Genomic DNA, 11,983 nt, shown 5'->3' on the forward strand with positions numbered 1-11,983 from the left:
GCACGCAGCACCGCTCGATCGGCACAGGCTGGAGCGAGCGAAGCAGGCGGGCGGCGCTCGATGCGCTCGCGCTCGCCGCATGTGCGACGGCGCACCAACGGCGCCCACGCCGGCGCGGGAACACCGCCTGCTTCGCGATAAAATCGCCGCAAAAGATGCCGACGGCAAAAGAATTCGTTTCAATCTAAGGAGTTACAGCATGCCTCTCGTATCAATGCGTCAACTGCTGGACCATGCCGCCGAAAACGGTTATGGCCTGCCGGCATTCAACGTGAACAACCTGGAGCAGGTGCAGGCGATCATGGCCGCGGCCGACAAGGTCAACGCGCCGGTGATCATGCAGGCCTCGGCCGGCGCGCGTAAGTACGCGGGCGAGCCGTTCCTGCGTCACCTGATCGAAGCGGCGGTCGAGTCGTATCCGCACATCCCGGTCGTGATGCACCAGGACCACGGCCAGTCGCCGGCGGTCTGCATGGCGGCGATCCGCAGCGGCTTCACCAGCGTGATGATGGACGGCTCGCTCGAAGCGGACGGCAAGACGGTTGCATCGTACGAGTACAACGTCGAAACGTCGCGCAAGGTCGTCGAAGCGGCGCACTCGATCGGCGTCACCGTCGAGGCCGAACTGGGCGTGCTCGGCTCGCTCGAAACGATGAAGGGCGACAAGGAAGACGGCCACGGCGCGGAAGGCACGATGACCCGCGAACAGCTGCTGACCGATCCGGAGCAGGCCGCCGACTTCGTCAAGCTGACCCAGTGCGACGCGCTCGCCATCGCGATCGGCACCTCGCACGGCGCATACAAGTTCAGCAAGAAGCCGACGGGCGATATTCTGTCGATCCAGCGCATCAAGGAAATCCATCAGCGCATTCCGAACACGCACCTGGTGATGCACGGTTCGTCGTCGGTGCCGCAGGAACTGCTCGCGGAAATCCGCGAATTCGGCGGCGACATGAAGGAAACCTATGGCGTGCCGGTCGAGGAAATCCAGGAAGGCATCCGTCACGGCGTGCGCAAGGTCAACATCGACACCGACCTGCGCCTGGCCATCACCGGTGCGATCCGCCGCTACATGGCGACCAATCCGGGCAAGTTCGATCCGCGCGATTACCTGAAGCCGGCGCGCGAAGCGGCGATGAAGATCTGTATCGACCGCTACACGCAATTCGGTTGCGAAGGCCAGGCCGGCAAGATCAAGCCGGTTTCGCTTGATAAAATCGCGGAGAAGTACAAGTCGGGCGAGCTCGCGCAAGTCGTCCGCTAAGCAGTAGTTCTGGCTCCGCGCCTGGCTATCCGGCCAGGTTGTGGTCCGAGCGCCGTTCCCGCATCATCGGGGGAACGGCGTTTCCCTTTTGTTCCGGTCACATTTTCTGCCCCATTTTTAGCGAACCACGACGATGTCTACCCTCTACGAATCCACGCTCCGCTCGCTGCCGCTGCTCGGCCGCGGTAAAGTCCGCGACAACTATGCGGTGGGCAACGACCAGCTGCTGATCGTCACGACCGACCGTCTGTCGGCGTTTGACGTGATCATGGGCGAGCCGATTCCGAACAAGGGCCGCGTGCTGAACGCGATGGCGAACTTCTGGTTCGAGAAACTGCAGCACGTGGTGCCGAATCACCTGACCGGTGTCGCGCCCGAGTCGGTGGTCGCGCCGGACGAAGTCGAGCAGGTCAAGGGCCGCGCGGTGGTCGTCAAGCGCCTCGAGCCGATCCTCGTCGAAGCGGTGGTGCGCGGCTATCTGGCCGGCAGCGGCTGGAAAGACTATCAGGCCACCGGCGCGGTGTGCGGCGTGCAACTGCCGGCGGGTCTGCAGAACGCGCAGAAACTGCCCGAGCCGATCTTCACGCCGGCCGCCAAGGCCGAGATGGGCCACCACGACGAAAACATCACGTACGACGAGATGGAGCGCCGCATCGGCACCGAACTGTCGGCCACGATCCGCGACATCTCGATCCGCCTCTACAAGGAAGCCGCTGAATTCGCGGCCACGCGCGGCATCATCATCGCGGACACCAAGTTCGAATTCGGTCTGGACAACCACGGCAAGCTGTATCTGATGGACGAGGCGCTGACCGCCGATTCGTCGCGCTTCTGGCCGGCGGACCAGTACCAGGTCGGCACCAACCCGCCGTCGTTCGACAAACAGTTCGTGCGCGACTGGCTCGAAACCCAGCCGTGGAAGAAAGAGCCGCCGGCGCCGAAGCTGCCGGACGAGGTGGTCGTCAAAACGGGCGAGAAGTACCAGGAAGCGCTCGAGCGCCTGACTGGCCACAAGCTCGACTGAGCGTCGACTGATCGCGCGCGCCTTGCGAGAGGCGCGCACCGTCCGGAAACAAGGAAGCCGTAAAGATGAGTGAAGCACAAACCGCCCACAAGCATGACGCGCCGGTCGTCGGCGTGCTGATGGGCTCCAGTTCCGACTGGGACGTGATGAAAAACGCCGTGGCGATTCTGCAGGAATTCGGCGTGCCGTACGAAGCGAAGGTCGTGTCCGCGCACCGCATGCCCGACGAAATGTTCGCCTATGCTGAAAGCGCGCGCGAGCGCGGCATTCGCGCGATCATCGCCGGAGCGGGCGGCGCCGCGCACCTGCCGGGCATGCTGGCCGCGAAGACCACGGTGCCGGTGCTCGGAGTGCCGGTCGCGAGCAAGTACCTGAAGGGCGTCGATTCGCTGCATTCGATCGTGCAGATGCCCAAAGGCGTGCCGGTCGCCACGTTTGCGATCGGCGAGGCCGGCGCGGCGAACGCGGCGCTGTTCGCGGTGTCGCTGCTCTCCGGTACCAGCAGCGAATACGCGGAGAAACTCGCGGCTTTCCGCGTGCGCCAGAACGAAGCGGCTCACGCAATGGTGTTGCCGGCGCTGTAAGCGCGCGGTGTTTGAACGACGTCCCCAACAGTTTGACCCTCGACCCCCGGCCGTTCGCCCGTCGCTCGCAAGATGAGCGCAACGCGCGGACGGCCGCGACCGACCACCAAGATGAACCCTGACAACACCCCGGTTTCACCGATTCTGCCTGGCGCATGGCTTGGCATGGTCGGTGGCGGCCAGCTCGGCCGCATGTTCTGTTTTGCCGCCCAGGCGATGGGCTATCGTGTCGCCGTGCTCGATCCGGACGAGACGAGCCCGGCCGGCGCGGTCGCCGACCGCCATCTGCGCGCGGCCTATACCGACGAAGCGGCGTTGACCGAACTCGCGCGGCTGTGCGCGGCGGTGTCGACCGAATTCGAGAACGTGCCGGCCGCGAGCCTGGACTTCCTCGCGAAGACTACCTTCGTGAGTCCGGCGGGCCGCTGCGTCGCGGTCGCGCAGGACCGCATCGCCGAGAAGCGCTTCATCGCGGCCTCGGGCGTGACGGTGGCGCCGCACGTGGTGATCGAGTCGTCGGATGCGCTGGCCGCGCTCGGCGACGGCGAGCTCGAAGCGGTGCTGCCGGGCATCCTGAAGACCGCCCGCATGGGGTACGACGGCAAGGGCCAGATTCGCGTGCGCAATGCCGACGAAGTGCGCGAGGCGCATGCATCGCTCGGCGGCGTGCCGTGCGTGCTGGAAAAGCGCCTGCCGCTGAAGTTCGAGGTGTCGGCGCTGATCGCGCGCGGCTCGAGCGGCGCGTCGGTCGTCTATCCGCTCGCGCAGAACACCCATCGCGACGGCGTGCTGTCGCACACGATCGTGCCGGCCCCGGACGCGACCCCCGCGCTGGTCCAGCAGGCACAGCAGGCGGCGTTGCAGATCGCCGACAAGCTCGGCTACGTCGGCGTGCTGTGCGTCGAATTCTTCATTCTCGAAGACGGTTCGCTGGTTGCCAACGAAATGGCGCCGCGTCCGCACAACTCCGGCCACTATACGGTCGACGCGTGCGCGACCAGTCAGTTCGAACAGCAGGTCCGCGCGATGACCGGCATGCCGCTCGGCGACGCGCGCCAGCATTCGCCCGCGGTGATGCTGAACATCCTCGGCGACGTGTGGTTCCCGGGCGGCCCGAAGGGCGCGCCGGTCACCCCGCCGTGGCACGAGGTCGCGGCGATGCGGGCCGCGCGGCTGCATCTGTACGGCAAGGAAGAGGCGCGTTGCGGCCGTAAGATGGGCCACGTGAACTTCACCGCGCCGACGCTCGAAGAAGCCCGCACGGCGGCGCGCGATTGCGCGCGGCTGCTGCATATCGCCACCAGCTGACGCGCGCATCATGCCGGATCAACACAAACCCGTCGAAGCCGCTGCCGGCGCGCTGCCGGTCAGCGCCGCGCAGATCGCGCACGCGGCGGCGCTCCTCGACGCGGGCGAGCTGGTCGCGTTTCCGACTGAGACCGTCTATGGGCTCGGCGGCGACGCCGAGAGCCCGGACGCGGTCGCGCGCATTTACGCGGCGAAGGGACGGCCGGCCAACCATCCGGTGATCGTGCATCTCGCGCCGCACGGCGATCCGAACTACTGGGTCGAGCATTTGCCGGCCGATGCGCAGCGCCTGATCGACGCGTTCTGGCCGGGGCCGCTCACGCTGATCCTGAAGCGCGCCGCCCGCATTCCGGCGGCGGTCAGCGGCGGCCAGGATTCGGTCGGGCTGCGCTGCCCGTCGCATCCGGTTGCGCAGGCGCTGCTCGAGGCGTTCAGCGCGTTGCGCGGCGGTCATGGCGGCGTCGCGGCGCCGTCGGCGAACCGCTTTGGGCATGTGAGCCCGACCACCGCCCAGCACGTGCGTGATGAATTCGGCGGTGCGATTCATGTGCTCGATGGCGGCGCGTCGGATGTCGGCATCGAATCGACGATTCTGGATCTGTCGCGCGGTTTTCCGGCGTTGCTGCGGCCCGGCCGCGTAACGCCGCAGGATATCGCCGACGTGCTCGGCGAGGCGCCGCGTCTGCCCGACGGCTCGGATGCGACCGCGCCACGCGCGTCGGGTACGCTCAAAGCGCATTACGCGCCGCGCACGCCGCTCGCGCTGCTGCCGTTCGCCGAACTGGAGCCGCTGCTCGCGGTGCGCGAGCCGGGCGAGCGTGTCGCGCTGGTCGCGCGGGCGTCGCGGGCGGGGCAGTGGGCCGATGCGCAAGGCGTGCATTTCGTCGCCGCGCCGGAAGATCCGCATGCGTATGCGCGCGAACTGTACGGTTTGCTGCGCGCGCTCGATCGCGCGAACGTCACGCGGATTCTGATCGAAAAGCTGCCCGATACGATCGAATGGATCGCGGTCAACGACCGGCTCGGGCGCGCGGCGGCCGCGTTCGAGGCGCAGGGCTGAGCCTAGGGCCCGGCATAGACGCAGGCGCAGGCGCCAAAAGACAAAGGCCCGGCTCGTTCAACGAGCCGGGCCTTTTTGCATCCAAGCGTGAGTCAAGGCTGCCGCGGGGTCATCCACCGTACCGACGATCCCACAGCCACGCCCCGGTTACTTCCCGAGCCCGCTCGCGGCGACCTGCTTCTCGACCTGCTGAGCGAACAGCGCGTACAGATGGGTGCTCGGGTGCACGAGGTCGGCGAACATATAGGTCTGGTCCGCGCCGGCCACCGTGTAGGTCTGCGGCGAGCAGAACAGCGACGAGCCGAACGCGCTGCCCCACGATGCGGCGTTCTGGCCGGGCGCGAGCACGCTCGGGTTGTTCGTCGCGTAGGTGGTGGCGGACGTGATCATCGACGTCAGATTACATGCGGTGCCCGTATTGGAGACCGTGAAGCCGAGCGACTGATAGTTCGCCAGCGTCTGGTCGAGCCATTGGTACGTGCTCACGTAAATGACCTGCTTGTTCGATGCGAGCGCCTGCTGGAGCGTGCCGTTGTACGCCTTCACCAGCCCATCGATGAGCGCCTGGCCGGTTGCGCCGGCCGCGAGTCCTTGCGGCGTCTTCGCGATGTCCGGGACATCCGCCACCACCACGTGCGTCGCGCCCGATGCGATCACTTTCTGCACCGTGGCGGCGAAGGTTTTCGCCGCCGTGACGATGGCCACCCCGGCGCTCTGGCTCGCGGTCGCCAGTGCGGTGTTTGCCGCGGCCTGCGCGTCGGCTGCGCTGCCGCCGCCTTGCAGCACCGCTGCCGCCGCTGCCGTCCCCGCCGCCGACACTGCCTGCACCTGCGTGAAGATATCGTTCGCGCCGCCGTTCATCAGCACCAGCTGGTTCCCATTGAAGCTGCCGTGCTCGGAGATGTATTGGGTCACCTGGGCCGTGACCGGCAGCGTGGTCGCTGCCAGGTTGTTCGGCGCGTAGCCCTGGCCCGGCTGCAGGTCGACGCGCGAACCGCCCTGCGCGTAGCCGAGCCCGCCGGTCGCCCTCGGCGCGTTGCCGAAGCCGCCCACATTCGCGGCGCTCAGCGTGTCGCCGTAGTACTCGGCGACCTTCTGGGTCCAGACTTCGCCCGGATTGGTCGTGAAGCGGCCGCCGCCGGTGCCGACATTGGCCTGCACCGCCGCCTGATACGTGCCGACGTCCGACAGGCTGTCGCCGAACGACACGATCTGCAGCTTGACGCCGCCGGCCGGCGTGCTGCTGTTGCTGCTCGAATTGTTGTCGTCACCCCCGCCGCCGCACGCCGCCAGCGCGGCGAACGCTGCGCTCGCCACGGCGATCTGCGTGGCGCGCATCCACGGATGTTTCTTCGAAGCGGTTTGATTCATGTTGACTGCATCTCCTCGTATGTGTGGCCCTTGTGCCATGTGTTGCAGGCAGCGCCTGCCGCGTTGCGCGGCGTGGCGACAGCTTACAGAATCTTTTACGGTCTGCGCGGGATACGAAACGCGGCCGTATGTCGTGTGTTCACACCTGATTGCCCTTTGTCGCGTTGCCGAGCGGCTTGCCCGGGCGGTGAAGCGGCCCGCTGCCTGTTGGCGCATGGACAGACATTGCGACTAACGGCGCGGCCACGCTTTCCATCGCCCCGGCCGCCGCGCGCTGCGCATGATAAGCGGCGGCCCACGCGGGCGGCGCGAACAGCGCGCGCCATTTGTTGCGCCAGCCGCGCACGCTCGCGAAATCGGCGGCCATCGACGCCCATTCGTGAAACGTCGCCTTCAGGGGGTTGTACGTGTGCAGCGGCTCGACGATTCCGTAGACCGGCGCATCGCGCGGATCTTCTTCGACGTAGCTGCCGAACAGACGGTCCCAGATCACCAGCACGCCCGCGTAATTGCGATCGATGTAGCGGTCGTTGCGCGCATGATGCACGCGGTGGATCGACGGCGTATTGAACACGTATTCGAGCCAGCCGAGCTTGCCGACCGCCTGGGTGTGCACGAAGAACTGGAAGCCGAGATTGATCAGCACGATCGCGACGATCTGCTTCGGCGGGAAGCCGAGGACCGCGAGCGGAATCCAGAACAGCCACATGCCGGCGATCGGATACATCAGGCTCTGGCGGAACGCGGTCGAAAAATTCATCCGCTCCGACGAGTGGTGCACGACGTGGGCGGCCCACAACCAGCGCACCCGGTGACTGCAACGATGAAACACGTAATAGAGCAGGTCCTGCGCGACGAACAGCACGACGAACGAGACCCACGTGGCCGGCCACGTATGGAGGCGAAAGTGGGAGTAGAAGAACGCGTAGACGGGGATGATCGCGAGCCACGCGAGCTTGTCGGCGGCCTGCTGCAGCAGCGCGAGCGCGGCGTTGCACAGCGTGTCGCTCCAGCTGTACAGGCGCTCGGCCGGCCGCGTGCGCCGCAGGTGCCACGCCTCCCAGCCGATGCAGCCGAGAAAGACGGGCGCCATGGCGAGCAGCAGCAATTCGGCATCGAATTGCATCGTGTCTCCGTTCCTGGTCCCTGACCGCCGCGCGGTACGCGCCGGGTGGTGTCGTTATCGTTCGTATGGGCCGCGTGTCCTTGGGACGCCGCGGCACGTGCGGCAGTGCGGTGCGCGAATGGTTTCGCTGGTTTCGCGCGCCGCATGCTGCCCGACAGCGTACACGCTTAGGCGCTTGCCGCGCGCGGCTTCGCTAGAAGTAATCCTCAGTGGCCGGCGCGTTTGCGCGGGTTTTTCCTGGGCTTCGCGCGCGGCTCTTCGACGGGCGCGGAGACTTTCGTGAAGCCCTGCGCCGGGCCTTCATAAACCCATTCGAGCAGCGCATCGTGCGCGGCGCGCGCCGCTTCCGAATGCGGATCGTTGATCAGGCTGACGACCACGTAACTATTGCCGTCGGCCGAGGCGACGTAGCCGGCGATCGCGCGCACGTCGCGCAACGTGCCGGTCTTGATGTGCGCGTTGCCGCCCGCGCCGAGGTTGGTCAGGCGGTTGCGCATCGTGCCGTCGACGCCGGCGATCGGCAGCGATTCGACAAACGCCTGCGCGACCGGGCTCGCGTTCGCGCGCTGCAGCAGATCGGCGAGCGCGAGCGCGGTGATGTGCTCGTCGCGCGACAGGCCCGAGCCGTTCGCGAGCGTCAGGTATTCGGTGTTCAGGCTGTCGCGACGCAGGAAGTCCTCCACCGCGCGCGCGGCGTTCGCGGTCGTCGCCGGGGCCTTGTCCTCTACCGCGCCGATCGTCAGGAACAGATTGCGCGCCATCGTGTTGTTGCTGAACTTGTTGATGTCGCGCACCACGTCGGACAGCACCGGGCTTTCGTGCGTCGCGACCAGCTTCGCGCCGCGCGGCACCGCGCCTTCGCGGGTAGTGCCGTGGAAGGTCGCGCCGGTCTGCTGCCACAGCGCGAGGAAGCCGCCGGCGAAGAACGTCGAATGATCGAGCACCGCGACGTTGACCGTGCGCGCGTCGCAGCGCGTCGGGAAGTCGCCGGCGAACGACGCGACCAGCGTGCCGTCCGGCTGCGGCGTCACGCTCGGGGTCGGCAGCTCGCCGCGGCATGGGCCGTTGGTCGCGCGCAACTGGTTGTCGATGCGCAGCTGCGCGAGCGCGGGCAGCACGTCGATCGCGACCGTGCCGTCAGGCGACGGCGTGAGCGTGAACGACAGCGCCTTGAACGCGTACAGCAGCGGGTCGGGGCCGACGTTGTACGGCGCGGTGACGTCGTCGTCGAACGCGGGCAGGTCGCGCGTCGACGGGTCGAAGTAGCGCTTGTCGAGCACCAGCGCGCCGTCGATACCGTTGATGCCCGCCTTGCGGATCTTCTGCACGAGGTCGATCAGCTCTTCCGGCACCAGCTTCGGATCGCCGGTGCCCTGGATGTACAGATTGCCGTGCAGCACGCCGCTCGCGTCCAGCGTGCCGTCCGCGTACGCGCTGGTGCGCCAGCGGTAATCGGGGCCGAGGATCGACAGGCCCGAATAGGTGGTGACGAGCTTCATCGTCGACGCGGGCATCATCGGCTTGCCGGCGTTCAGCGCGAGGATCGGCGTGCGGTCGCCGACTTTCTCGACCACCACGCTGATCGACGACAGCGGCACGTGCGCGCGTTGCAGCCCGGCCATCACCGGCTGCGGCAGCACCGTCGTGACGTTGACGCTCGGATGCGCGGCCTTCGCGCGAGCCTGCGCCGTTTGCGGCAGCAGCGCGGTCGTGCCGAGCGCGGCGGCCAGCAGGCCGACGGCGGCGCGCGACGCGAGCCGGCGGGGCAGGGATGCCGCATGAACGGGGAGACGGCGGGCGACGGAAGACTGGAGGGCGAGCGTCATGAACGGAGAAGAAGCACGGGAGCGGGCAAAAAAGCGGGCAAAGAAGCGGACAAAGAAGCGAACAGAGGCGGACAAGATTTCAACGCGAAATTTGGTGTCGGTTTCGGTGTCGGTACGTGTCGGACAGGTGTGCGGCAAGCGCGCCGGCCGCCAGACCGCCTCGCCGCCAGCCACCAGGCAGCCGCCGGGCGACGCAAAGCGACCATTGTAGTGACATGCCGCGCGGCTGCGTCGAAAAAAGCGCCCGGCGCCGCGCAGCCCGGAGGCGGGCGCTAGAATGCGGCATCATCAAACGTTTCGGAACGGACAACCATGCGCATCCTGCTTGTCGAAGATGACCGGATGATCGCCGAGGGCGTGCGCAAGGCGCTGCGCGGCGAAGGCTTCGCGGTCGACTGGGTCGAGGACGGCGAAGCGGCGCTGCGGGCGGCGGCCGGCCAGCCTTACGACCTCGCGCTGCTCGACCTCGGTCTGCCCAAGCGCGACGGCCTCGATGTGCTGCGCACGCTGCGCGCGCGCGGCCACGCGCTGCCGGTGCTGATCGTCACCGCGCGCGACGCGGTCGCCGATCGCGTGAAGGGCCTCGACGCCGGCGCCGACGATTATCTCGTCAAACCTTTCGATCTCGACGAACTCGGCGCGCGGATGCGCGCGCTGATCCGCCGCCATTCGGGCCGCAGCGATTCGACGATCCGCCACGGCAACCTGACGCTCGATCCCGCGTCGCATCAGGTCACGCTCGACGGCGCGCCGGTCGCGCTGTCGGCGCGCGAATTCGCGCTGCTGGAGGCTTTGATCGCGCGCCCCGGCGCGGTGCTGTCGAAGAGCCAGCTGGAAGAAAAGATGTACGGCTGGGGCGAGGAGATCGGCAGCAACACGGTCGAGGTCTATATCCATGCGCTGCGCAAGAAGCTCGGCGCCGAACTGATTCGCAACGTGCGCGGGCTCGGCTACATGATCGCGAAGGACGCCTGAGCCGATGCGCTCGATTCGCCGTCAGCTGCTGGTCTGGCTGCTCGCGCTGGTGCTGCTCGGCGTCGGCATCGCGGGCTGGTTGATCTACCGGCAGGCGCTGGCCGAAGCGAACGAGCTGTTCGATTACCAGCTGGAACAGATCGCCGCGGCGCTGCCGGCGGAACCGTTCTCGCAGGTGCTCGGCCGCGATACCGGCGACGAAGGCATCGTGCTGCAGATCTGGAACCGCAACGGCATGCTGATGTACTACTCGCGGCCGCGCGCGCCGCTTGCGCCGCGCGCCGAACTCGGCTTTTCGACCGAGCGCACCGAGCGCGGCGAATGGCGCGTGTACGGGGCGATCGTCGGCGATAACGTGGTGCAGCTCGCGCAGCCGCTGTCGGTGCGCAACCGGCTCGCGGCGAACGTCGCGCTGCGCACGCTGTGGCCGCTGATCGTGCTGCTGCCGCTGCTCGGGCTGGCGGTGTGGGTGATCATCGGGCGCGGGCTGCGGCCGTTGCGACGTGTGACGAGCGCGCTCGACACGCGTCATCCGGAGGCGCTCGAGCCACTGCCCGACCAGCGTCTGCCGCTCGAAGTGCAGCCGCTGGTGCGCGCATTGAACGGCCTGCTCGCGCGGCTCGCCAACGCGCTCGATGTGCAGAAAGCGTTCGTCGCCGATGCCGCGCACGAATTGCGCACGCCGCTCGCCGCGGTGCAGATTCAGGCGCAGCTGGTCGCGCGCGCGAAAGATGAAACCGCGCGCAGCGAAGCACTCGCCGATCTGCAGGCGGGCGTCACGCGCGCGACGCGCCTTGCCGAGCAGTTGCTCGCGCTCGCGCGCGCCGAACCGGACGAGCGCGCGGTCAGCGGACCGCTCGACCTGAGCGCGCTGCTGCGGGAATGCGTGGCGACCTACGCGCCGCTCGCGCTGAGCCGGGGCGTCGATCTCGGCATCGAGGCGAGCGAGGCCGCCAGCGTCAACGGCGATCCGGAAGCGCTGCGCGTGATGTTCAACAATCTCGTCGACAACGCGACCAAATACACGCCGCACGGCGGTCGCGTCGACGTTAGCCTGCAGGTCGAGAACGGCCGTCCGGTGGTGCGGATCGCCGACAGCGGTCCGGGCATCGACCCGGCCGACCGCGAGCGCGTGTTCGACCGTTTCTATCGCGCGGGCGCCGGCGCGGACCGCGCGCGCACCGACGTCGCCGGCAGTGGTCTCGGTCTGGCGATCGTGCGCCGCATCGCCACTCAACACCACGCGGAGGTGTCGCTCGACACGTCGCCCGCGGGCGGCTTGCAGGTCACCGTGCGGTTCTGAAAAACGCACGGCGCGCGGTCTTCCGGACTGCGCAAAATGCCGCCCGCAACGGGCCGCACATCGGCCCCGGAGGCCCATCCCATAAAGGTTCCCGCGCTCGGGCTCTGCTTAAGCCTCTTTTAAGTGACGCCCCTTACGCTCC

10 protein-coding genes are annotated in these 11,983 nt (G+C 67.7%); 7 read left to right on the top strand and 3 right to left on the bottom strand.

The window, feature by feature from the left end; genetic code table 11:
- Positions 1-199 precede the first annotated feature (199 nt).
- From fba to LJ656_RS15940, 5 genes are all read left to right on the top strand, one after another.
- Positions 200-1,264, top strand: coding sequence for a class II fructose-bisphosphate aldolase (gene fba / locus LJ656_RS15920; protein WP_230510365.1), 1,065 nt, complete (start codon positions 200-202; stop codon positions 1,262-1,264).
- Between the two features lie 133 nt (positions 1,265-1,397).
- Complete coding sequence (locus LJ656_RS15925; protein ID WP_075302646.1) at positions 1,398-2,288, top strand: phosphoribosylaminoimidazolesuccinocarboxamide synthase; 891 nt, start codon at positions 1,398-1,400, stop codon at positions 2,286-2,288.
- Between the two features lie 65 nt (positions 2,289-2,353).
- On the top strand, positions 2,354-2,872 hold the full coding sequence (purE, locus tag LJ656_RS15930) for a 5-(carboxyamino)imidazole ribonucleotide mutase (protein WP_230510366.1): 519 nt from the start codon (positions 2,354-2,356) through the stop codon (positions 2,870-2,872).
- Positions 2,873-2,983: 111 nt separating this feature from the next.
- Positions 2,984-4,180 carry a 5-(carboxyamino)imidazole ribonucleotide synthase gene (locus LJ656_RS15935; protein ID WP_230510367.1) on the top strand — a complete coding sequence of 399 codons (1,197 nt, stop codon included), beginning with the start codon at positions 2,984-2,986 and terminating at the stop codon, positions 4,178-4,180.
- A gap of 10 nt (positions 4,181-4,190) precedes the next feature.
- Positions 4,191-5,240 carry an L-threonylcarbamoyladenylate synthase gene (locus LJ656_RS15940; protein WP_230510368.1) on the top strand — a complete coding sequence of 350 codons (1,050 nt, stop codon included), beginning with the start codon at positions 4,191-4,193 and terminating at the stop codon, positions 5,238-5,240.
- A 147-nt stretch (positions 5,241-5,387) separates the two neighbouring features.
- On the opposite strand, the gene LJ656_RS15945 is transcribed toward LJ656_RS15940, so the two are convergent.
- The 3 genes from LJ656_RS15945 to dacB all read right to left on the bottom strand — a co-directional run bounded on the left by LJ656_RS15945 (position 5,388) and on the right by dacB (position 9,563).
- A complete protein-coding gene (locus tag LJ656_RS15945) occupies positions 5,388-6,611 on the bottom strand; it encodes an SGNH/GDSL hydrolase family protein (protein ID WP_230510369.1) in 1,224 nt (407 codons plus the stop codon).
- Between the two features lie 139 nt (positions 6,612-6,750).
- Complete coding sequence (locus LJ656_RS15950; RefSeq protein ID WP_230510370.1) at positions 6,751-7,737, bottom strand: sterol desaturase family protein; 987 nt, start codon at positions 7,735-7,737, stop codon at positions 6,751-6,753.
- A gap of 206 nt (positions 7,738-7,943) precedes the next feature.
- Complete coding sequence (gene dacB / locus LJ656_RS15955) at positions 7,944-9,563, bottom strand: D-alanyl-D-alanine carboxypeptidase/D-alanyl-D-alanine endopeptidase (protein ID WP_230510371.1); 1,620 nt, start codon at positions 9,561-9,563, stop codon at positions 7,944-7,946.
- A 312-nt stretch (positions 9,564-9,875) separates the two neighbouring features.
- Between dacB and LJ656_RS15960 the strand changes: the two genes are divergently transcribed.
- Together LJ656_RS15960 and LJ656_RS15965 are read left to right on the top strand one after the other, a co-directional pair.
- Positions 9,876-10,538, top strand: coding sequence for a response regulator (locus LJ656_RS15960; RefSeq protein WP_230510372.1), 663 nt, complete (start codon positions 9,876-9,878; stop codon positions 10,536-10,538).
- 4 nt (positions 10,539-10,542) lie between these two features.
- Entirely contained in the window at positions 10,543-11,841 is a 1,299-nt protein-coding gene (locus tag LJ656_RS15965; protein WP_230510373.1) for an ATP-binding protein, read from the top strand.
- The last annotated feature ends 142 nt before the right edge of the window (positions 11,842-11,983 follow it).

This window comes from Paraburkholderia sejongensis, assembly GCF_020880815.1.
Taxonomy (GTDB): domain Bacteria; phylum Pseudomonadota; class Gammaproteobacteria; order Burkholderiales; family Burkholderiaceae; genus Paraburkholderia; species Paraburkholderia sejongensis.